General features: G+C 68.3%; 19 protein-coding genes and 1 pseudogene. 9 read left to right on the forward strand and 11 right to left on the reverse strand.

From position 1 onward, the window contains the following. Position 1: 1 nt before the first annotated feature. Positions 2-295, reverse strand: coding sequence for a restriction endonuclease subunit S (locus tag LG274_RS04630; RefSeq protein ID WP_404465679.1), 294 nt, complete (start codon positions 293-295; stop codon positions 2-4). A gap of 583 nt (positions 296-878) precedes the next feature. On the opposite strand from LG274_RS04630, the gene LG274_RS04635 reads away from it, so the two are divergent. Then, positions 879-2,168: an ISL3 family transposase gene (locus tag LG274_RS04635; protein WP_404464059.1), complete on the forward strand. Its 1,290-nt coding sequence runs from the start codon at positions 879-881 to the stop codon at positions 2,166-2,168. A gap of 16 nt (positions 2,169-2,184) precedes the next feature. On the opposite strand, the gene LG274_RS04640 is transcribed toward LG274_RS04635, so the two are convergent. The 7 genes from LG274_RS04640 to ychF form a co-directional block, all read right to left on the reverse strand. After that, the gene (locus LG274_RS04640; RefSeq protein WP_404465681.1) at positions 2,185-2,502 is read right to left on the reverse strand and encodes a restriction endonuclease subunit S; all 318 of its coding nucleotides are present in this window, start codon (positions 2,500-2,502) and stop codon (positions 2,185-2,187) included. A 242-nt stretch (positions 2,503-2,744) separates the two neighbouring features. Beyond that, a complete protein-coding gene (locus LG274_RS04645; RefSeq protein ID WP_404465683.1) occupies positions 2,745-4,715 on the reverse strand; it encodes an N-6 DNA methylase in 1,971 nt (656 codons plus the stop codon). Between the two features lie 199 nt (positions 4,716-4,914). Beyond that, a complete protein-coding gene (locus tag LG274_RS04650) occupies positions 4,915-5,130 on the reverse strand; it encodes a helix-turn-helix domain-containing protein (protein ID WP_404465685.1) in 216 nt (71 codons plus the stop codon). A gap of 529 nt (positions 5,131-5,659) precedes the next feature. Continuing rightward, a complete protein-coding gene (locus LG274_RS04655) occupies positions 5,660-5,920 on the reverse strand; it encodes a hypothetical protein (RefSeq protein WP_404465687.1) in 261 nt (86 codons plus the stop codon). A 1,119-nt stretch (positions 5,921-7,039) separates the two neighbouring features. Further along, on the reverse strand, positions 7,040-7,636 hold the full coding sequence (locus tag LG274_RS04660; RefSeq protein ID WP_404465689.1) for a hypothetical protein: 597 nt from the start codon (positions 7,634-7,636) through the stop codon (positions 7,040-7,042). Positions 7,637-7,662: 26 nt separating this feature from the next. Further along, entirely contained in the window at positions 7,663-8,550 is an 888-nt protein-coding gene (locus LG274_RS04665; RefSeq protein ID WP_404465691.1) for a nucleotidyltransferase, read from the reverse strand. Between the two features lie 735 nt (positions 8,551-9,285). Further along, positions 9,286-10,371: a redox-regulated ATPase YchF gene (gene ychF, locus LG274_RS04670; protein WP_404465693.1), complete on the reverse strand. Its 1,086-nt coding sequence runs from the start codon at positions 10,369-10,371 to the stop codon at positions 9,286-9,288. Between the two features lie 379 nt (positions 10,372-10,750). On the opposite strand from ychF, the pseudogene LG274_RS04675 reads away from it, so the two are divergent. Further along, positions 10,751-11,218: pseudogene (locus LG274_RS04675) on the forward strand (GMC oxidoreductase); the annotation flags it as partial. 108 nt (positions 11,219-11,326) lie between these two features. On the opposite strand, the gene LG274_RS04680 reads toward LG274_RS04675, so the two are convergent. Continuing rightward, on the reverse strand, positions 11,327-11,809 hold the full coding sequence (locus LG274_RS04680) for an Hsp20/alpha crystallin family protein (protein ID WP_404465695.1): 483 nt from the start codon (positions 11,807-11,809) through the stop codon (positions 11,327-11,329). 226 nt (positions 11,810-12,035) lie between these two features. On the opposite strand from LG274_RS04680, the gene LG274_RS04685 reads away from it, so the two are divergent. The 4 genes from LG274_RS04685 to LG274_RS04700 are packed head-to-tail and all read left to right on the forward strand — an operon-like array spanning position 12,036 to position 15,692. Next, positions 12,036-13,007, forward strand: a complete 972-nt coding sequence (locus LG274_RS04685; protein ID WP_404465697.1) for an ABC transporter ATP-binding protein — start codon at positions 12,036-12,038, stop codon at positions 13,005-13,007. Continuing rightward, positions 13,004-13,798, forward strand: a complete 795-nt coding sequence (locus LG274_RS04690; RefSeq protein ID WP_404465699.1) for an ABC transporter permease — start codon at positions 13,004-13,006, stop codon at positions 13,796-13,798. Before LG274_RS04685 ends, LG274_RS04690 begins: the two co-directional genes overlap by 4 nt. Beyond that, the gene (locus LG274_RS04695; protein ID WP_404465701.1) at positions 13,795-15,021 is read left to right on the forward strand and encodes a sensor histidine kinase; all 1,227 of its coding nucleotides are present in this window, start codon (positions 13,795-13,797) and stop codon (positions 15,019-15,021) included. The genes LG274_RS04690 and LG274_RS04695 overlap by 4 nt, the downstream gene beginning before the upstream one ends. Further along, on the forward strand, positions 15,018-15,692 hold the full coding sequence (locus tag LG274_RS04700; protein WP_404465703.1) for a response regulator: 675 nt from the start codon (positions 15,018-15,020) through the stop codon (positions 15,690-15,692). The genes LG274_RS04695 and LG274_RS04700 overlap by 4 nt, the downstream gene beginning before the upstream one ends. Before the next feature lie 20 nt (positions 15,693-15,712). Here LG274_RS04700 and LG274_RS04705 read toward each other — a convergent pair whose 3' ends face one another. Further along, positions 15,713-16,240 (reverse strand): O-acetyl-ADP-ribose deacetylase, encoded by a 528-nt coding sequence (locus LG274_RS04705; RefSeq protein ID WP_095694818.1) that lies wholly within the window; start codon positions 16,238-16,240, stop codon positions 15,713-15,715. Positions 16,241-16,296: 56 nt separating this feature from the next. Between LG274_RS04705 and LG274_RS04710 the strand changes: the two genes are divergently transcribed. The 3 genes from LG274_RS04710 to LG274_RS04720 all read left to right on the forward strand — a co-directional run bounded on the left by LG274_RS04710 (position 16,297) and on the right by LG274_RS04720 (position 19,895). Beyond that, positions 16,297-16,734, forward strand: coding sequence for a hypothetical protein (locus LG274_RS04710; RefSeq protein ID WP_404465705.1), 438 nt, complete (start codon positions 16,297-16,299; stop codon positions 16,732-16,734). Positions 16,735-16,799: 65 nt separating this feature from the next. Further along, positions 16,800-18,059 carry a DNA recombination protein RmuC gene (gene rmuC / locus LG274_RS04715; RefSeq protein WP_404465707.1) on the forward strand — a complete coding sequence of 420 codons (1,260 nt, stop codon included), beginning with the start codon at positions 16,800-16,802 and terminating at the stop codon, positions 18,057-18,059. 141 nt (positions 18,060-18,200) lie between these two features. Next, positions 18,201-19,895 carry an SLC13 family permease gene (locus LG274_RS04720; RefSeq protein ID WP_404465709.1) on the forward strand — a complete coding sequence of 565 codons (1,695 nt, stop codon included), beginning with the start codon at positions 18,201-18,203 and terminating at the stop codon, positions 19,893-19,895. A 199-nt stretch (positions 19,896-20,094) separates the two neighbouring features. On the opposite strand, the gene LG274_RS04725 is transcribed toward LG274_RS04720, so the two are convergent. Beyond that, on the reverse strand, positions 20,095-21,210 hold the full coding sequence (locus LG274_RS04725) for a 4-hydroxy-3-methylbut-2-enyl diphosphate reductase (protein ID WP_404465711.1): 1,116 nt from the start codon (positions 21,208-21,210) through the stop codon (positions 20,095-20,097). Between the last annotated feature and the right edge of the window lie 85 nt (positions 21,211-21,295).

Here is a 21,295-nt window from a genome sequence, read left to right on the forward strand (position 1 = left end):
CTCACTCCTCGCCTTCGCCCAGTACGTCCGCAACGTCATCATCCAACATGAAGTCCAGATCGACGTACTGGTCCAAGCCGTCAGGCAACGACGCGGCGATCGCACGGACGTCAACCTGGCCCGTCACGACATCAGCGACCAGGCGGGCTCGAAACTCTTGTAGCAGAATCATCTCATTTCGAGCTTTTCTGGCGGCTTCGTCAGAATTGCGGCGGACTTCTTCAATCTGGGCAACAACTCGCCTCTGGACGTCGAGTTCAGGGACTGCCACTCGCATCCAGCCGATGTCGTCCATGTTGAAATGCCCGACAGTGGACCCCTGGGTCGCGAGTGCAATTCGCTCCCGAGGCAACCCGCCTTAGATCTGATGAACAAGGAACTGCGGGCACATAATTTCGTTGCGGAGCTTCATTAGGACAGTTCGCTGCCCAAGTGCAACCTTACGGCCGGGAGGAATCACGGCCGCCTCACCAACCGGTGCCTCTCGTGTAAAGATTACGTCACCGGGGTCGGGCACCGCTCGCTGGGTCCAGGCCTTATATGAACTTGCACCCGTCGTGTACGCCCCAGACCAATCAATTTCTCCGCGCTTCACCGAGGAAGTGCGAAGAATCCAGAACTCGCCGCCTTCGACGTACGGGGCGGTCTTATGCTCGCAATCCACGATCCTATGCAACACGTGTCGCAATTCACGACTGGGGGCATCGAGATTCCTGAAAGTTTCGGCGGTTACTGCTTGCTTCCTCTCCTCGAGAAGAGCAATTAGCCCACGCTTGGCGGCTCTTCGACTTTGAGCGTGGTGGGGCCCTGACGTAGGGCTCGCGGCCCTACGCCAGCATGGGTGTTGTCTAGACATCTCATGAGCGAGGACCGCGAGCGTGCACAAGCCTACGTTCGACGTCGATGCGGCGTCGATCCTGTTCAACCTGTCCGGTTACCGAGTCGTCTCGGCCACCCCTGGCGTCGACGTTGAGCAACCGCGGCAGGTGCTGATCGAGACGACCACGAGCGAGGGCGCCTGCCCCTCCTGCGGGGTGCTGTCCTCGCGGATCCAGGCAAGACCTACCCAGCGCGTGAAGGACGTGCCGTGCGGGGGTGAGCGGCTCGACGTGCTCGTGCGCAAGCGCCGCTACGCCTGCCGTGAGTCGTTGTGCCCGCGGCGGTCGTTCACCGAGGAGACCGAGCAGCTGCCCGCGCGGGCGAGGGTCACGACCCGGCTGACCGAGCAGGTGATATCCGCCTGCCGGGCCGAGCCGCGGGCGGTGTCCCGGGTCGCGCACGAGGCGCACCTGTCCTGGCCCACGGTGATGCGGATGCTCACCACCACCCTGGACCTGGACACCGGCGTGGACCGCCGGCACGTGCGGCACCTGGGGATCGATGAGCACCGGTTCCGCACCGTGCGCTACCTGCGCGACCCGGACACCCACGCGGTGAAGCGGGTCGAGCCGTGGTCCATCGTGTTCACCGACCTCGACGACGGCGCGATCCTGGACGTCGTCGACGGGCGCCGCGGCAAGGTCGTCACCTCCTGGCTCGCAGCGCGGCCGCGGTGGTGGCGCCGACGCGTGCAGGTCGTCGCCCTGGACATGTCCAGTGAGTTCCGCGCCGCGATCCGCAAGGCACTACCGCGGGCGAAGGTCAGCGTGGACCACTGGCACGTCGTGCGCCTGGCCAACGAGATGATCACCAAGGTGAGGAGGCGCCGGGTGTGGGAGCTGCACGAGCGCCGCGGCCGCGCTACCGACACCCCGTGGAAGTACCGCAAGCTGCTCACCTGCGCCGGCGACCGGCTCACCGTCCGCCAGCGCACCAAGCTGCAGGAGATCCTGGCCGAGGACGTCGAGCTGGCTGTGGCGTGGGGCATCAAGGAACACGTCCGCCAGGTCCTCACCGCCACCGACACGTCTTCGTTCCAGCGGCACTGGGCCGGCCTCGAGCGTGCCGTGCGAGCCACCCGCCTGCCCGAGCCGGCCGCGCTGTTCCGCACGCTGCGCGCCTGGCGTCGTGAGCTGCTCACCTTCTGCCGAACCAGGGTCACGAACGCTCGCACCGAGGCGGCGAACCTGACCGCCAAGACGATCAAGAGGGTCGGGCGCGGGTACCGCAACCACCGAAACTACAGATGCCGCATCATTGGCTATGCGCCCCGACCGATCGCGGCGTGAACACCCAGCACCACGCTCAAAGTCGAAGAGCCCGCTTGGCGGAGATGGCCTTGTCGATGCGGGCGTTCGCGTGGGCGAGGTACTTCACAATCGCCGCCTGCTCATCCGCCTGCGGTAGCGACACTTCGATGTTTCGCATGCGAGAAATGTCGAGATCCCACTGGCCGATCCGCACGCCGTCCGACGCTGCACCGAATTTTGCCACATAGGGCTTGCTTCGCAAAAGATACTCACCGAAACGCGGTACTTCGAAGTCGGCTTCAAACACGAAGTAAGCAGGACTAACTATGCCGTCGACCGGGGCGAGCCCCAATGAGCCCTGCCAGGCCTTCATCTTGTTTATGACTAAGTCTCCCGACCGTGCAACTTTGTAGTTACTAAGATCGTCAGGGATCGCATTGTGATTTGCATCTTCATCCGCTCGGACGAATACGCCGCGTTCACGAGCGACGGTCAGGAGTGGAAGATCAGGCCTGTCCCTTTCGCTGCGGGGAGTCAGGAGCGACCGAAGAGATCGGGTTTCCCATGCATCCGCCGATCTATCCACCCGCGGAGGAGAAAACAATGACACTGCCATCAGTCCTCACCTGCGATCTCAGCGATCAGGTCCTCAGTCTCCGCCTCGAGAGCACGGATGTCTGCCTGGATCTCGGCAAGTGTGCGCATTGGCACGGGCTTGTAGAAATGACGAGTGAACGAGATCTCGTAGCCGATCTTCGTCTTCGAGTCGTCGATCCAGGCGTCAGGGGCGTATGGCTCGACTTCGCGATGAAAAAACGCTTCGATGCCGTCGGCATAGTCACCCGCGGGCTCGGTGAGCGGTACTTGCTCGGTGTCGCGCAACTCGGTGTCAGGCTCGTACTCGACGACGCGGGCGCGGCCGTCGATGACGGCTTCGTACCTCCCGTGCAGCGGATCGGGTGTCGCGGCGTACGGCAGTGCCTTGCGGATGAGAGACGGTGCACTTTCGTCGCGCACGCCGTCCTTTTTCAGCTGCTTGATCTCCTTCGCGGTGTAGACACGGTGTGGGTCGACACCGGCGATGCGCAAGGGCCGTTCGACGGTGATCTTGTGGTATCCGAAGTCCACACCGTCGAATACCTTCGAGTGGTCGGTGTCTTCGTACTCGTCGAACGCCTTGAACGCCTCGAGGACCTTGTCGGCGTCAGTCGAGCTGACCTCGACGCCCTTCTCGCCCAGGTTTTTGCGCAATGGCGTGAACCAGTCGGTGGCGTCGATGAGCTGGACCTTGCCCTTGCGGCGATCTTCCTTGCGGTTGGAGAGCACCCACACGTACGTGGCGATGCCGGTGTTGTAGAACATCTTCAGCGGCAGCGCGACGATCGCTTCGAGCCAGTCGTTCTCGATGATCCATCGACGAATGTTGCTCTCGCCCTGGCCAGCGTCACCGGTGAACAGCGAGGAGCCGTTGTGCACCGATGCGATCCGAGAGCCGAGCTTGGTGCCCTGCTTCATCTTCGAGATCAGATTCGCGAGGAACATCAGTTGTCCGTCGCTGCTGCGCGTCACGAGCGAGTACTCGCGGTCATTGTCGTGATTGACGATGAATCGCGGGTCGATGATCTTCTTCGCGCCACCGAGGCGGTCCTGGTCAGTCTTCCAACTCTTGCCATACGGCGGGTTGGAGAGCATGAAGTCGAACTCCTGCCCTGCGAAGGCGTCATTCGATAGTGTGGAGTACTCGGGACCACCGACGATGTTGTCGGCCGCCTTGCCGTCGCCCTTGAGGATCAGGTCGGCCTTCGCGATCGCATACGTCTCGGCGTTGATCTCCTGCCCATACAGATGCGTGGAGACCTTCTTGCCAGACGACTCCGTGAGGTGCTTCAGGGTCTCCTCGGCGACGGTGAGCATGCCACCGGTGCCCATCGCACCGTCGTAGAGCCGATAGGTACCCGACGGGATCGCGTCAGCAATCGGTTCAAACATCAGCCGGGTCATGAGTCGGACAGCGTCGCGCGGTGTCCAGTGCTCGCCGGCCTCTTCGTTGTTCTCCTCGTTGAAGCGGCGCACCAGCTCTTCGAAGACCGTACCCATCCCATGGTTGTCCATCCCTGCCGGGGAGAGATCCAGATCCGGCGCGAGGAACTTCTCGATCAACGCACCGAGCGCGTCAGCCTTCGTGAGCCGAGGTAGCTGGTTACGGAACTCGAAGTTGTCGATGATCTCCTGCACGTTGGGCGAGAAGCCATCAAGGTACGCCTCGAAGTTCTGCCGCAGCCGTGTGGAGTTCGAGATGTGCCGCAAATCCTGCAGCGAGAAACCAGACGTGTTGTAGAAGTCCTGCTTGGCCGCATCACGCAGCGGTGCGTCCTGGTCGGCAACCCCAGCCTCATCCAGCATCTTCTTCATCGCCACCACTGCATCGCGCGTCGGGCCGAGGACGCTGTCCAGGCGACGCAGAACCGTGAAGGGAAGGATCACGTCGCGGTACTTGCCCCGGACATAGAGGTCGCGGAGGACATCGTCAGCGATGTTCCAGATGAGCGCCACAATTCGAGAGTGGTTGATGGAGCTGTGTGGCACGGGGATCCTTCACTTGTGACTAGACAACCTGCCGAGCGGCAGTGCGACGAGACTGGCACTCGTGATGCCGCCCAACCAATGCTGAAGGTAGACGGCACCACTGTCACTATCTCAGCTCGAACGAAGTCTTGCCCGCCCGGGTCAGGCTTCCACGATGCTCATCCCGTCCGCCAGCCAAGACCAACTCACGCAGCGGACATCACCGGCGAACGATTAGAGCGTGCGCCTCGACGCCCAGTTGCTCGGCCAAGGCGTCGACGGAATCCAGGGTGAGGTTGCGTTCTCCACGCTCGATGCCAGCGAGGTACCGAGTCGAGACACCGAGCTCCTCAGCGAGGCCCTCCTGCGACAGATGGCGCGCAAGGCGCAGATCGCGCACCTGCGCTCCGAGCACCTTCTTCAGCGGTTCTGTCACACAACCAGCCTCAGATCTGGTAGTCATGACTTCCAGGAAGTTATCGCTTCCGGTAGCGGCCGAGACAGGGTCGCGCGACTCGCGCTGAGCCGCATCCGGCCTCGAAGGAGAGCGTGTCGATGTTCGAATCGCAGCAGATCCCCGACGGGAGCTCGACAGCTCTCCCCCGCGTCCTGCACACACCACGGAGCAGGGCGCTGCTCTCAGAATCGTGGGCCCAAGCAGACGAGGCGAAGCGGAGGGAGCGGGCAGGCGACGACCTCCAGCTTCCGTATGACGCCTATGCAGCCGGCGAACCCTGTCGCGCATGTGGGCGCGCCCTTCTCGGTGAGCCAGCCCTGGGTACTGATGAAGAGGCCTTGCACTGATCGACGCCGACAATGCCCAGTTCCGCGCCGAGCACGCGGGATGCAGCATGGGCGTCTGGCGTCTCAAGAACAGCAGGGTGGAGCACTGCCACCTGTGCTGCCCATTCCCGCTACTTTCGCCGGCTCAACTCGATGAGCTCCAACAGCTCCTATACCCACCCTCATTGCACATTGACCGCAGCGCCACCTGGCGAGTGGAACTGACCTGCCAGCATGTCGAGACCCTGGCCGGGCATTCCCCTCGCTACGTTGAACCAACCGTTCAATGCACCGAATGCGCCGTCATCCGCGGCGTGGTCAAAGCCGTGCCGATCGATGACCAGGCAAAGGATAGTGACGACGGCAGAGACATCGAGAGCCTCCAGCCCGGCTATCAACGACTCACAGATGAGCAATGGAGCTGGATCGAGCACATCGTTCACACAGAAGATGGCCCTCGCCGCGGGCGGCCACGCGCTGACGTCGCACGATCGTCGACGCGGCTTTCTACAACACCCGCACTGGCATCACTTGACGCAAGCTCCCGGCAGAGTTCGGGTCATGACAGACCGCCTTGCGCCGGCACCACCAATTGATCGCGAGCTCCCAATGGGACGAGATCACTCGCACACTGGCGGAACGAGACCTGCCCCAGTGAACCGCGCCGTCGTTGAGACGACCGACTTTTAAGTCAGGCTGCTTATTGAGTCAGCGCACCTGCCGAGAGATCGCGTGTCGCACTACTCGAACCCACCCCGGAACTGGCCGGCCGACGCGGCTTGCACGCTCCGCCTACGCGCCGCGAAAGGAAGACTCGACCCCTGCAGAAGCTCCACAGAGGTCGATCAAAGCCCCAGGTGAGCGAAGAAAACGCTTAGCAACTGATGGTAGATCGGAACTGGTCCGCCGAACTAGATCGGAATCTGCGAGAGTAAAAACCCTGGTCAGACGCCCCTCTTAGACATTGAAGCGGAGTTCAACCACGTCGCCGCGGTCGCGACAGGGGCATACAACCCGATGGAGCCGGCTTACGTAGAGTAGTTGCGCGGCCGCACTCGGCTCCGGCGCGGAATCGGCCTGCGACGCACTCTCAACTATTGCGCCGGCGGGCGACGAAGGCGACGCCAAGCGGCAACGAGCATGGTCAGGGCCGCGCCCGTGCCTAAATCGCCTTCGGGGAGCAGTTCCGAGGAACGCTGGTCGTGCGAGTCGAGGCCGCTGACCGGGATGCTGTAGAAGTAGCCCATTCCGAATTTCCAGTCCGCCATAGCACGACGAACGCATCGAAGAAACCATGAAGACAGTTCGTTGCGAACGACGGTGAAAGGGCGCGGGAATCAGGGTCAAGAGCCTGGCCGGGGAAGAGCTGCCAGCCTAAAGCTCGGGCAGACGATGCAGAGGGGCGTCACGAAAGGCCAGAGGACGCTCATCGTGTTCTGCGCGGCGGGCGCTTCTACGCGATAGTCCGTCAGGCCACCCCACGCAGAATCGCTTCGAACCCGCGCGGCTGGAGCACCGAAACCACCACGAAGGAGAACCGGACAGCTACGTGGAGCGCGTAGCTAGCCCCTATCCTTCAAAGCATCACGTGCTTCCTCGAAGTCCTCAGCGAGCGTCTTCGATCGCTTCATCAGCTTGAGCTGCCCCTTCGAATCACGGTCTGTCCAGTAACCACCCTCCAGGCGCTTCGCCGGCGAGCCTGTCACAGCAAGCACCGCTGACCCGTGGTGGATTGGGCTTCGCCCACGGATTTCGAGGCGCGGTTCATTTGTATAGACGTAGTGGAGTAGCCAAGACCCGTCCTCCTTGACCACGCGGGCAAGCGACGACTTCGACTTGGATTCATCCGAGATGAGCGTGACAGACGCGGCGGAGCTTGTCTGCCGAATAACCATGTAGACGGTCTTCGCAGGCGGCGACGAGCTTGTCGCGGGATTGATCCAGAACGACTCGAGGGTCGCTTCCCAGGTGCCGCTCAAGTTGCGACTCACTCCCGGGAACATTTGGGCGAGCTTCGACTTCCAGATCCATTGGTCCCACATCATGACCAAGACCGTGCACACGAAAACAGCGATCGAGAAGAAGCTGAACAGGCTAATATTCGGCGCACCAGTGGTAATCCACGATCCGACGACGAAAACCAAGGAGACGATTGCCACGAGCACTCGAATAAGGGTCCCGTTGATCATTCGAACTCCATATAATCCCAGGCGTCGCTCGCGAACTTATGAACCTGCGCTCTAGTCCACTTCTGAGCAGGGTGAAACAGGAACTTCGCACCATTCGCTTCCACCCATCGATCATTATCAGGCTCACGTCCCATGGTGGAGTTGAAGATCTTCGCCAGGCATCCGCGCATCGTTCCGCGCCAAGTGTCTCGCGAGAAGTACTCTTCGGGGCAGTTGTAGATAAGGCACTCGAGAAGGTATGACGGAACTTCCTCGGTCAGGCCCTTCGCGACGAGCTCGTTCTCCAGCCGCTTGAGGATGCGCACAGTCTTCTTGTAGAAACCATTCGTGCGCACGTTCTTTTCCTTGCCGCGCTCAAGCTGGAGCTTCGGATAGTTAACGATGGACGTGCCGTCTTTTTTGAAGACCTTCGTACCTTGGCGATAGGTACCGTCTGAGAAGTAGAGCTTGTACTGGAACGAGGGCACCACGTCGGCGTTGACGCGTGCCGAACTGGCTTCAACCTCGAACGCCGTCGACCCCGCCGTGACAGCCCCGGGGAACTTCTTCTCAAGCGCTGCGGCGATCTCCGCCCTCAGTTTCTCCGGGGTCCATGGACCCGTGTAAGGACTCCCTGCAGGGTGTCCACCCTTGGCAGGATCGTACTCCTGCCAGTAGCAGACATCTGTGCACTCGATGACGATGTCGACGTCGCTGTCTGACTTCACGTTCGTGTTGTTGGCGTAGGAGCCCTTCGCGTAGACGGAGAAGTCATTGCGGTAGCCATCGAACCCCTCGTGAGCGTCGATCGCCTCTCGAATCATTCGCTCGGTGCGCTCCTGTTTGTCTTTCTCGGTCGGGCTCGAGGGTCCCGTCCACCCAGCCAATTTCTCTTCAGTAACCACGAATCTCCTTTGCCTTGTTTGTCCCATCGAGCACAAGTTCGGTCCGCACTCTCCCACCCGGCGACCGCGCCGGAGGGCGACCTATAAGCACAGCAGAGTCGCCACGACGGCTAGCCCAGAACCGCGTCCGGTCGAGCGGGACCTATTCACCGTCTTGGTCCGCAGCTTCATCGTGACTCTGGTGATACTCGTCCCGCTCGAACTCGGACTCACCATCTCAATGCTGGAGATCTTCCCCTTTCTGAAGTACCTTCCCGCTCTCACCGGCGTCCGGCTCCTCACCGGCTATCCAAGCACAGCTATCCTCGACCCGATACAAGGAGACCTAGTTGTGATGGCAACGTGGCCAGGGGCTGCCTCGGTGAGCGCATTGATCGTGTTCGAGCGGCGAGATGCCGGTAGTTGGGCGACCGTAATGTTTAAGCTAGGACCTGCAACGATCGATCCCAGTCGAGTTCCGAGTTTTGAGTCAACGCGAGCTCCGAGTCAGCCCTCTCACCGACAAATCCCCCGCTGAACGACTTTGACCACCCTCCAACATACCACCCGAGGCGGCGTCCCAGAGACGCTCCCGCACCGCAGAAAGCAGGATCGGCCCCTGCGGAAATTCCACAGAGGCCGATCAAAGCCCCAGGTCAGCGGCACAAACGCGTAGCAACTGATGGTAGATCGGAACTCGTCCGCCGAGCCTGATCGCCAGCCGCGAAGGTAAACCCCCCTGGTCAGACGGCCTTTTTAGACATTGAACCTGAATTCAACCACGTCCCCGTCCCGCATCACGTAGTCCTTGCCCTCCATGCGCACCTTGCCGGCAGCCTTGGCATCGGCCATGGACCCGGCGGCGATTAGGTCGTCGAAGCTGACGATCTCCGCCTTGATGAAACCGCGCTGGAAGTCGGTGTGGATCACGCCAGCGGCCTCGGGCGCCGTCGCGCCGACCGGGATGGTCCACGCGCGCGTCTCCTTGGGCCCCGCCGTCAGGTACGTCTGCAGGCCGAGGGTGGAGAAGCCCACGCGGGCCAGCTGGTCCAGCCCGGACTCGTCCTGCCCGGCCATCTCCAGCATCTCGGCGGCCTCCTCCTCGGAGAGCTCCACGAGGTCGGACTCGAGCTTGGCGTCCAGGAACACGGCGTCGGCGGGGGCCACCAGATCGCGCAGGTCCTGCTGCTTGGCCTCGTCCCCCAGCACACCCTCGTCGGAGTTGAACACGTAGATGAACGGCTTGGCGGTGAGCAGGCTCAGCTCGCGCAGCCGGTCCATGTCCAGCTTGTCCTTGTCCTTCGCCGCGAAGATCGTCTCGCCCCGCTCCAGCACCGCGAGCGCGGCCTGGAGCGCCTCGAGGTCGGCGGGCTCCTTCTTCTTGCCCTTGACCTCCTTCTCGACGCGCGGGATCGCCTTCTCCACGGTCTGCATGTCCGCGATGATCAGCTCGGTGTTGATGGTCTCCATGTCCGAGGCCGGGTCCACCTTGCCGTCCACGTGGATGACGTCGCCGTCGTCGAACGCGCGCACCACCTGCGCGATCGCGTGGGCCTCACGGATGTTCGCCAGGAACTGATTGCCTAGGCCCTCCCCCTCGGAGGCGCCCTTCACGATGCCGGCGATGTCCACGAAGGACACCGTGGCCGGCAGGATGCGCTCGGAGCCGAAGATCTCGGCCAGCTGGGGCAGCCGCTCGTCCGGCAGGTTCACCACGCCCACGTTCGGCTCGATCGTCGCGAACGGATAGTTCGCCGCGAGCACGGTCTGGCGCGTCAGCGCGTTGAACAGGGTCGACTTGCCCACGTTGGGCAGTCCCACGAATCCGATAGTCAAAGCCACAGTCCGGCAGTCTACCGGCGGGCTCACCGCAGCGGAGGCGTCCCGCACCGGCCCCGTTCCGTGGGCAGAACCGGCAGCCCCGCCCGCTCCGCGGGCAGAGAGCGCGCTCTCCCCTGTTCCGGGGGCAGAACCGGCAGGGTTTTCGCTTCCGGGGGCAGAAACCTTCGCTCTCCTGCCCACGGAACCCAGAGGCCCGGCGGCCACGGGGTCCGGCAGCCCCAGCCCCCGCGTGCCCACGGAACCCAGAGACCCGCACCGCCCAGCACGCATCCCCGCCCAGATGACCGATCCGTAGGGTCGACGGGCCGCCCAGACCCCGTCGAGAGTAAGCACACCTGCGTCTGCCGACCAGAGGGCGACAGCCGAGACCGCGGGGCCACCGGGTCCACCCCACGCCAAGTCCCGCGGCACCGTGCGCCTGCGCTCCAACGACTACCGGGACAAGCCGGCCGTGGACCCGCGCTACTTCACCGACCCGGAGGGCCATGACATGGCCGTCGCGGTGGCCGGCACCCGGCTGGCCCGGGAGATCGTCTCCCAGCCGGCGATGGCGGAGTGGGCCGGCCGGGAGCTCGCCTCGGGCGTGGAGGCGCAGACGGACGAGGAGATCGCCGACTACGTGCGCCGCACCCACAACACCGTGTACCACCCGGTGGGCTCGGTGCGCAGGGGCGCCGACGACGACGCCATGAGCCCCCTGGACGCCCGCCTGCGCGTCAAGGGCGTGACAGGCCTGCGCGTGGCCGACGCCTCCGTGACGCCCGAGCACGTGACCGTGAACCCCAACATCACGTGCTTCATGATCGGTGAGAAGGCAGCGCAGCTGATCCTGGCCGATCGCGCCTGACCGCCACGCAGATGCGGCGGGCCCCCGGTGGGGGCCCGCCGCATCTGCGTTCGGGGGACGGACCGCGCGCCGGTCACGCCGGCCGCGCGCGGCTCCGTCAGAGGCCGGTCACTCGCCGGTGGTCTCGGCGGTCTCGCCCTCCACGGTCTGCCCGGCCACGGGGGCGGTGCCGCCGTGGGTGACGGAGATCTTGCGGGGCTTGGCCTGCTCCGCCACCGGGATGGTGAGGGTCAGGACGCCGTCGCTGTAGTCGGCCTGGATGCGGTCGAGGGCCAGGCCCTCGCCCAGGGTGAGCTGGCGGGCGAAGGTGCCGGCGGAACGCTCACGGGTGAGCCAGCGGCGGTCCTCGCGGGCCGGGTCCTCCTTGCGCTCGGCGCGGACGGTGAGCGTGCGCTCCTCCACGTCCACGTCGATGGAGGCCGGGTCGACGCCGGGCAGCTCGACCTCGGCGCCGAAGGCGTCGCCCTCGCGGTACAGGTTCATGGGCATGGACGCGGTGCCGGTCGCGCGGGTCGTCAGACCGTTCACCAGGCGCTCCATCTCACGGAAGGGACGCTCCATCTCACGGAATGGATCGATGGGACGGGCCATGTCGGTTCACTCTCCTCGGGAGTCGGGTGGGCGCCGCTGACACCGCGGCGTCTGACCACCACAACAGCACGCCCGGCGAACCCATTCCAGAAATCTGCGTGAACTCCGCTCAACTTCCTGAGGGACGGCCCTCACGCCTCGTCACGGCCCACCCATGACATCCGTCATGGCGCATTCCTGACGTCTGCCGCTCCCGCGGGGCGCGTCCCTCGGCAAGGCTGGAGCCATGAGCAACGCACCCGCACTCGCAACCCGGGGACTCACCCGCCGCTTCGGACCGGTCCGGGCCGTGGACGGCGTGGACCTCACCGTCCCCGCCGGCGAAGTCCTCGCCCTCCTCGGGCCCAACGGCGCCGGCAAGACCACGCTGCTGGACATGGCCCTGGGCTTCAGCCCGCCCTCGGACGGCACGGTCCGCGTCCTCGGCTCCGACCCCGTCGCCGCCGTCCGCCAGGGCCGGGTGGGCGCGGTGCTGCAGACGGGCGGCCTGCTGGAGGACCTGAGCGTCCGCGAGACCGTGGCCATGGTGGCCGGCTGCCACCGCCGCCACATCGGCGTGCCCGCCGCCCTGGAGCGCGCCGGCCTCACCGGGCTGGCCGGCCGCCGGGTGAAGAAGTGCTCCGGAGGCGAGCGCCAGCGGCTGCGCTTCGCCCTGGCCCTGCTCACCGACCCCGAGCTGCTGATCCTGGACGAGCCCACCGCGGGCATGGACGTCCGCGCCCGCCACGACTTCTGGGACACCATGCACGCCGAGGCGGACCGGGGCCGCACCATCGTGTTCGCCACCCACTTCCTCCCCGAGGCCGAGGACTTCGCGGACCGGATCGTCCTGATGCGCGAGGGCCGGATCCACGCGGACGGCACGCCCGCCGAGCTCGCCACCGGCGGGTCCGTCACCCTCACGGGCCGCTGGGCCGGCGGCGGAGACGATCCGGACGCGCCCGCCCGCCTCGCCACCGCCCTGAGCCTGCCGCAGGACGCCGTCCAGCTCGAACCACAGCACCTCTCCCCCGGCCGCCTGCGCGTGCGCGTCCCCGCCGGGGGCTCGGTCACCGGCGACGACGTCGCCCGCCACCTGCTGAACAAGCGCCTCGTCGAGGACCTGGCGATCACCCACGCCTCCCTCGACGACGTGTTCCTCTCCCTGACCGACGCCGGCCAGCCGACACCCTCCGAGCCGCAGGAGTCCCTCGCATGAGCACGACCACCACCGCCCCCGGCCGACTGTTCGGCTACGCACGCCGCGAGTTCGTCCGCAACGTGCGGATGATCGAGGGCTCGTTCTTCATCGTCGTCCTCCCCGTGGCGCTCTACCTCATGTTCGGCGCGCTCTCCGACTGGGGAGACCGCCCCGTCGGCCACGGGAACGTGTCCGCGTACACCATGACCGGCATGACCGTGTACGGGGCGGTCATGGCCACCACATCGATCGCCGGCTCGGCCGCCGTCGAGCGCCAGTCCGGCTGGGGCCGCCAGCTCTCCCTGACCGCGCTCACCCCGGGCGCCTACCTCGCCGGCAAGTGCCTCGTGGCCTTGGCCATCGCCGCCCTGCCCGTGCTCGCCGTGCTCACCGCGGGCGCGCTCACGGGCGCCGAGCTCGACGGCCCGCTGCGCTGGCTCACGACGGGCGCCCTCGCCCTGGTGTCCTCGCTGCCGTTCGCGCTGTTCGGCCTGGCGGCCGCCCTGCTCTTCCGTTCGGAGGCCGCCGTGTCCGCGGCGTCGGGCATCCTGGTGGTGTTCGGCTTCCTCGGGAACCTCTTCGTCCCGCTCTCGGGGATCATGCTGGACATCGGGCGCTTCACTCCGGTGTACGGGGCCGGCGCCCTCGCCCGATGGCCGCAGATGGAGGGAGAGAGGGCACAGATGGGAACGGAACCCGCCGCCGCTGCGGACCCGCTGTGGCTGCCGCTCGTGAACCTGCTGGCCTGGACGGCCGTGTTCGCGGTGGTCTGCCTGCTCGCCTCCCGCTCCCGGACGGCCCGCGCGTGACCCCCTCCGGCGGATCCCCGGCGCCGGCCCGCCCGGCGGTCGGCACGGCGGAGCACGACCCCGCCGTCCTGCCGCTGCACCTGTGGCCGTCCACGCTGGGGTTCGCCGGGGTGTGGCTCATCAGCTTCGGCTTCGTCCTCGTCGAGCTCCTCCGCCGGGCGTTCACGCCCGGGGACGGGCGGGGCGAGGCGATCCTGGGGGTGGCGGCCATCGCGGTCTTCATCCTCGTCTACCTGGCCGCGTTCGTGGTGCCGCGCCCGGTACGCGCGTGGCCGGCCTGGGCCAACGCGGTCCTCACCTGGCTCGTGCTCGCCGGGTGCGTGGCCGTGCTGACCCGGATCCTGGGTGTCCAGGCTCTGCTCTACTCCCCCTTCCTCGTGGCCACATGGCTCTTCCCCCACCGGCTCCGCGTGGGCCTGATCGGCGCCGGGGCCACGGTGGCCGCGGCGCTGGCGACCGGGCTGCTGTCCTTCCCCGGCGATCCGGCCCTGCCCGTCGTGCTGGGCAACCTCGCCGTCCTCCTGGTGGTGCTGGTGGGCATGCGCTTGGCGATCGCCCGGGACGACCGGGTCGTGGAGATGACGCATGAACTCGACCTCGCCGGCCAGCGGGAACGGCTCGGCCGGGATCTGCACGACATCCTGGGCCACTCCCTGACCACCATCAACGTCAAGACCCAGCTCGTGCACCGGCTGATCGACACGGACCCCGCCCGGGCCAAGGAGGAGGCCGCCGAGGTGATCGCCCTGTCCCGCACGGCCCTCGCCGAGGCGCGGGCCGCCGTCGCCGAGCTCGCCGCCCCGGAGCTGGGCGGGCAGCTCTCCCTCTCCACGGGGGCGCTGCGGGACGCCGGGATGGCCGTCGAGGCCCCGCCGCCCGGCGCGGTCACCGAGGTGCCCGAGCGTCGCCGCGCCCTGGCCGCCTGGATCGTGCGCGAGGCCGTGACCAATGTGCTCCGCCACGCCGGGGCCCGCCGGGTGCGCATCAGCCTGGACGCCCACCACGTGGCGGTGCTCGACGACGGCGCCGGACTGCCGGCCTCCGTCGCCGCGGGTGTGGGCCCCGGCACCCTCGCCGAGCGGGCGGCGGCGGAGGGCGCACGCCTCGAGGTGGGGCCGGGGCTGGGCGGGGCCGGCACCGGCGTGGCCGTGCACTGGGGCGGGAGCACGTTGGAGGCCGCGCGCGGGGTGCTGCCCGCCGCCGAGGGCAGGATGGACGCATGAGAGAGTCAGCCGACCCGGCCCCGTCCCCGGCGTCGCCGCCCTCAGCCGGTCACGGGCCCGGGGCTCCGCTGCGCCTGCTGCTGGCCGACGACCAGGCGCTCGTGCGCGGCGCCCTGGCCGCCCTCCTGGACACCGAGCCGGACCTGACCGTCGTCGCCCAGGCGGCCTCCGGGGACGAGGTGGCGGACGCGGTCGAGGCCCATGACGTGGATGTCGCCCTGCTGGACATCGAGATGCCCGGAGTGGACGGGTTCGAGGCCCTGCGCCGGATCCGGGACCGCGGCCTGGACTGCGCCGTGCTGATGGTGACGACCTTCGGCCGCCCCGGCTACCTGGAGCGGGCCCTGGCCGCCGGGGCCCGGGGATTCGTGGTCAAGGACACCCCGGCCGAGCAGCTCGCCGACGCCGTGCGCGCGGTGGCCCGCGGTGAGCGCGTGGTGGATCCCTCGCTCGCGGTGGACACCCTCGCGGCGGGGCCGAGCCCGCTGACCCCGCGGGAGGTCGACGTGCTGCGCGAAGCGCTCACGGGGGCCTCCGTCCGGGCGATCGCCGGGCGCCTGCACCTGTCCGCGGGCACGGTGCGCAACCATCTGAGCGCGGCGATCGGCAAGACGGCCACCAGCACGCGCGGCGAGGCCGCGGCGGTCGCCCGCGACCGCGGGTGGCTGTAGGGGAGGCTCAGCGGAGGCGCTCAGGTGAGATGCGCGAGCGCCGCACGGAACGCGGCCTCCGCCGTGTCGCCGTAGGGCACGAACAGCACCTCGTCCACGGTGCCGCCCACCTCGTCCGCCATCGCGTGGCAGGTCTCGACGGCGATCCGCGCCGCGTCTTCCATGGGCCAGCCGTAGATCCCCGCGGAGATCGCCGGGAACGCGACCGTCCGGGCGCCGAGCCCGGCCGCCACCTTCAGGGACTCGCGGTAGCACGAGGCGAGGGTGTCGGACTTGTCGATCGTCTTGGCCCACACCGGGCCCACCGTGTGGATGACCCAGCGCGCGGGCAGGCGCCCCGCCGTCGTCGCCACGGCCTGGCCGGCGGGCAGCCCCTCCGGCAGGTCGGTCTCGCGCAGGCGGCGGCACTCGGCCAGGATCTCGGGGCCGCCGCGCCGGTGGATGGCGCCGTCCACGCCTCCGCCGCCGAGCAGTGTGGAGTTGGCGGCGTTGACGACGGCGTCCGCGTGCGTGGCCGTGATGTCCCCGGGGGCGATGGTGAGCTGCATGGGTTCACGCTAGGCGCGGGTGGGCGCCGTCGGACAGGGCCGGTAGCCTCGGGCCCATGAGCACCCCGACGCCCACCGGACCGACCCCCACGCCTCCCGGCGACGAGCTGCTGCCGCTGATCAGCCTCGCGGTGGAGCACGTGTTCGACACGCTCGGCCGGCAGTCCGTGTTCGCCCCCACGATCCTCGCCGTCACCGCCGACGGCCAGCGCGGCATGTGGGAGCACCCGGACCTCGAGCCCGAGCAGGCGGCCGCCACGGTCGCGAAGATCAGCCCGCGCCCCACGCGGGCGGTGGCCGTGTTCGACGGCGAGATCGAGACGGCGGACGGACCCCGCCCGGCCGTCGCGGTGGAGGCCTTCGACGCCGCCGCCCTGGCCTCGACCCGCATGGTCTTCCCGTATCTGCCCGGCGTGGCCGCGGCGGGCCTCGCCGCCCGCGTCGACGGCGACCCGCAGGTCGTGGCCAACGGCCCCAACCCGCTCTTCGGCTGAGCCGCCCGCCACGACGACGGCGCGCCGCTGCCTACCGTGTCCGTGCGGCCTGCCAGGGTGGGGTCATGGAGATCCTCAGCCTGCTGCTCGCCCTCATCCTCGGACTCGTCCTGGGCGCCCTGGTGGGCGCGTGGCTCATGTGGCGCCGGGCGGCCGGTGGCGGTGAGGAGGCCCGCCGGGCTCAGGCCGAGCTGGCCGCGCTGCGCACCGAGCACCAGGGGGCACGAGAGGAGCTCGCGGCCGCCCGGGCGGAGCAGCGCGCGCTCACGGCCGCGCGCGCCGAGGACGCCGAGCGCCAACGCGCGGAGTCCAAGGTGATGTCCACGCTCGCGCCGCTGGGCCAGCGGCTGGCGGCGCTCCAGGAGCAGGTGAGCGTGCTGGAACGGGATCGGGCGTCCCAGTTCGGCCGGCTCGGGGAGCAGCTCCGCGCCGCCGCGGCCACGGACCGGGACCTGCTGAACCAGACCACGTCGCTCATGGCCACGCTCAAGTCCACCTCCGCGCGGGGCCACTGGGGCGAGGCGCAGCTGCGGCGGGTCGTCGAGGCGGCGGGCATGCTCCACCACGTGGACTTCACGGAGCAGGCCACGCTGTCCGGCAGGGACGGCGAGCGCCTCCGCCCGGACCTCGTGGTGTCCCTGCCCGGCGGCAAGGCCATGGCTGTGGACGCCAAGGCCCCCATCGGGGACGCGCTGGCGGCCGAGGCCCTCGCGGACGAGCCCGGCGAGGAGGCGTACGAGCGGCGTCAGGCGCTGGCCGCCCAGCACGCCGCGGCCGTGCGCCGCCACGTGGACCAGCTCTCCGCGAAGTCCTACTGGGCCGGCCTCGAGCACTCCCCCGAGCTGGTCCTGTGCTTCCTGCCCGCCGAGTCGCTCCTGGCCGCGGCCCTGGACGCAGACCCCGGGCTGCTGGACCACGCGTTCTCCCGGAACGTGGCGCTCGTCGCCCCCGTCTCCCTCCTGACCGCCCTGAAGTCCGTGGCCTACGCGTGGCGGCAGGACACCCTGGCCGAGAACGCCCACACCGTGGTGGCCAGCGCGAAGGACCTCTACGAGCGCCTCGGCACGCTCGGCACCCACCTGGACCGCATGGGCGGCTCCCTCAAGACCGCCGTGGACCGCTACAACCAGCTCGTCGGCAACGTCGAGTCGCGCGTGCTCCCCGCGGCCCGGCGCCTCCGCGACGCCGACCCGGGCCTGGCCCCCACGCCGGACATCCGCACGCTCGAGTCCGCGCCCCGGCCACTGGCCGCTCCGGAACTGGTCGCGGGTGTGGAGGAGGATGAGCTGCGCCGTCGTCGGGCGGAGTCGGCGCGGGAGGCGTGAACGGGTCCGCCCCGGGCGCCGGGGTGGGCGGGCCGTCGCACACGCGAGGATGACCCCTCGTGACCCAGATCACTTGATACGGTGAAACTCACAGAGAATTGCCAGCCCGCACGTGGGCCCTGACCTGATGAGGAGGCGCCCATGGCGTCCCGTCCACTCCCCCCGCCGCGCAATGTCAACGAGCACGTCTCGCGCTTCGACCCCCGGGCGGCCGCCCAGGAGTTCGAACACGAGCTCTCCCCGGGCATGCGTGACGAGCCGCTGCCCGGCGGCGAGAACGTCAAGCGCGTCATCGGCCTCGTGGCCGGCCCCCTGCTCGCCGTCGCCCTGTTCCTGCTGATGCCGGGCGACCTCGGCGTCTGGCCCCGCCTCGTCGCCGCCACCGCCGTGCTCATGGCCGTGTGGTGGATGACCGAGGCCCTGCCCATCCCCGCCACCGCCCTGCTGCCGCTGGTCGTCTTCCCGCTCGGCGTGCCCGCCGAGGAGTCCGACGGCGGCATCACCTTCGACGCCGTCGGCGCGAGCTACGGCAACAACATCATCTTCCTGTTCATGGGCGGCTTCATGCTCGCCCTGGCGATGCAGCGCTGGAACCTGCACCGGCGCATCGCGCTCGGCGTCCTCAAGTTCATGGGCGCCAGGACCGTGAACCTCGTCCTCGGCTTCATGATCGCCACCGGGTTCATCTCCATGTGGGTGTCCAACACCGCCACCGCCGTGATGATGCTCCCCATCGGCGTGTCCATCCTCGTGCTCGTCCAGCGCTACGGCACGGACGACGCCCTGACCGGGGACGAGGCAGCGGGCCAGGCCGACCGCCCCGCCGCGCCCGCGCCCGGCGAGGCCCCCACGCAGGCCGAGATCCGCTCCCTCACGAAGACGAACTTCGGCACCGCGCTCATGCTCGGCATCGCCTACGCCGCGTCCATCGGCTCGCTCGGCACCATCATCGGCACCCCGCCCAACACCCTGCTCGCGGGCCACATGGCCGCCGAGCACGGCGTGGAGATCGGCTTCGGCCAGTGGATGCTGGTCGGCGTGCCCATCGCCGTCGTGCTGCTCTTCGCGTGCTGGTTCCTGCTCACCCGGGTGCTGTTCCGCCCGGAGATCGACGAGGTCCCCGGCGGCCGCGACCTGATCGCCGCCGAGCTGGCCCGCCTTGGCCGCATGAGCGCCCCCGAGGCCAAGGTCCTCGCCGTCTTCGTCCTCGCCGCGCTGGCCTGGATCACCGTGCCGCTGATCTCCGAGTACGTCCTGGACCTGACGTCCCCGCTGCTCTCGGACGCGGCCATCGCCATGGTCGTCGGGCTCATCCTGTTCCTCCTGCCGGCCGGTGGCGGGGCCGGGCGCGGCGTGCGCCTGCTCGACTGGGAGGCCGCGAAGGAGCTGCCGTGGGGCGTGCTCCTGCTGTTCGGCGGCGGCCTGGCCCTGTCCGGCCAGTTCTCCAAGTCGGGCCTGTCCACGTGGCTCGGCGAGCAGGTCAAGGGCTTCGGTGACATCCCCGTGTGGGTGCTCGTGGTGATCGCCGCCGTCGGCATCCTGCTGCTGACCGAGATGACCTCGAACACGGCCACCGCGGCCACGTTCCTGCCGGTCGCCTCCGGCGTGGCCCTGGGCACCGGCGTCGCCCCGCTCATGCTGGCCGCGCCCGTCGCCCTCGCCGCGACCTGCGCGTTCATGCTGCCCGTGGCCACCCCGCCGAACGCCATCGCGTACGGCTCCGGCTACGTGACCATCGGCCAGATGGTGAAGGGCGGCGTGTTGCTGAACATCATCGCCGCTGTGCTCATCTCCCTCGCGTCGATGACCCTGCTCGTCTGGGTCTTCGGACTCTGAGTCCCTGACCACCCGCAGACCCCGGCGCACACGAGGGCCCCGCACCGTCCGGTGCGGGGCCCTCGTGCATCGGTGCGCCCCGGGGCGCGTGGCCGTCATCATCCGCCCCGGCCAGGAACGCCGAGGCCCGCAGACTCGCCGCTACGCCGGCGTCGTGACGGCGAGTCTGCGGGCCTCAGCGAGGAGACGAGGGGCGCGGTCAGGCCTCGGCGTCGCGGCGGCGTCCACCGAGGGAGCGGGACTCGTCCCCGGCCTTCTTCAGCTCCGCGCGCAGCTCCTTGGGCAGGGAGAAGATGATGTCCTCCTCGGCCGTGACCACCTCGTCCACCTGCGCGTAGCCGTAGTCCGCGAGGAGCGCGAGCACGTCCTGCACGAGCACCTCGGGCACGGACGCGCCGGAGGACAGCCCCACCGTCGCCACTCCCTCGAACCACGCCTCGTCGATCTGGCTGGCGAAGTCCACGCGCTCGGCGCGGGTGGCCCCGTACTCGAAGGCGACCTCCTTCAGGCGCACCGAATTCGAGGAGTTGGCCGATCCCACGATGATCACCAGGTCGCACTCCGGGGAGATCAGCTTGATCGCCGCCTGCCGGTTGGACGTGGCGTAGCAGATGTCGTCCGAGGGCGGGTCCTGCAGGTTCGGGAAGCGCTCGCGCAGCACCGCGACGATCTCGAGGGCCTCGTCCACGGAGAGCGTGGTCTGCGAGAGCCAGATGAGGTTGTCCGGGTCGTCCACCTGGACGGTGCGGGCCTCCGCGACGTCGTTGATCACCGTGGTGTGCTCGGGTGCCTCGCCGTACGTGCCCTCGACCTCTTCGTGGCCCTCGTGGCCGATCAGCAGGATGTGCTTGTCCTGACGGGCGAAGCGCACCGCCTCGCGGTGCACCTTCGTGACCAGCGGGCACGTGGCGTCGATGGTCTCCAGGTTCCGCTCGGCGGCCTCGGCCACCACGGCCGGGGAGACGCCGTGCGCGGAGAACACGGTGAGGGCGCCGTCCGGCACCTGGTCCAGCTCGTCCACGAACACCACGCCGCGCTCGGTCAGGGTGTCCACCACGTGGCGGTTGTGCACGATCTCCTTGCGCACGTACACGGGGGCGCCGTGGTGCTCCAGGGCCTTCTCCACGGCGACGACGGCGCGGTCCACGCCGGCGCAGTAGCCGCGCGGGGCGGCGAGCATCACGCGCTTCGGGCCGGTGACGGGCGCGGCGGCCTCCACCTCGGCGCGGGAGCGGCGCGTGCGCGGCACCTGAGGCATGCCGAGGCCGACGGCGGACGGGCGGGTGGCGGCAGCGGTGACGGACATGCCCCCCATGGTATCGGCCCGTGGCCCGGCCCCTCCGGGTGGGCGGGGCGTCCGCTCAGCGCGAAGGCGGCGACGCCGTCCGGACCGCGCCCCG

It is taken from the genome of Micrococcus antarcticus (genome assembly GCF_044872765.1).
Classification (GTDB): Bacteria; Actinomycetota; Actinomycetes; order Actinomycetales; family Micrococcaceae; genus Micrococcus.

Bases quoted from the DNA above. Each gene is read 5' to 3' on its own strand.
- LG274_RS04630 (WP_404465679.1), bottom strand. From the start codon at position 295: ATGGACGACATCGGCTGGATGCGAGTGGCAGTCCCTGAACTCGACGTC.
- LG274_RS04640 (WP_404465681.1), bottom strand. From the start codon at position 2,502: ATGAAGGCCTGGCAGGGCTCATTGGGGCTCGCCCCGGTCGACGGCATA.
- LG274_RS04680 (WP_404465695.1), bottom strand. From the start codon at position 11,809: ATGGCCCGTCCCATCGATCCATTCCGTGAGATGGAGCGTCCCTTCCGT.
- LG274_RS04685 (WP_404465697.1), top strand. From the start codon at position 12,036: ATGAGCAACGCACCCGCACTCGCAACCCGGGGACTCACCCGCCGCTTC.
- LG274_RS04690 (WP_404465699.1), top strand. From the start codon at position 13,004: ATGAGCACGACCACCACCGCCCCCGGCCGACTGTTCGGCTACGCACGC.
- LG274_RS04700 (WP_404465703.1), top strand. From the start codon at position 15,018: ATGAGAGAGTCAGCCGACCCGGCCCCGTCCCCGGCGTCGCCGCCCTCA.
- LG274_RS04705 (WP_095694818.1), bottom strand. From the start codon at position 16,240: ATGCAGCTCACCATCGCCCCCGGGGACATCACGGCCACGCACGCGGAC.
- LG274_RS04710 (WP_404465705.1), top strand. From the start codon at position 16,297: ATGAGCACCCCGACGCCCACCGGACCGACCCCCACGCCTCCCGGCGAC.
- rmuC (WP_404465707.1), top strand. From the start codon at position 16,800: ATGGAGATCCTCAGCCTGCTGCTCGCCCTCATCCTCGGACTCGTCCTG.
- LG274_RS04720 (WP_404465709.1), top strand. From the start codon at position 18,201: ATGGCGTCCCGTCCACTCCCCCCGCCGCGCAATGTCAACGAGCACGTC.
- LG274_RS04725 (WP_404465711.1), bottom strand. From the start codon at position 21,210: ATGGGGGGCATGTCCGTCACCGCTGCCGCCACCCGCCCGTCCGCCGTC.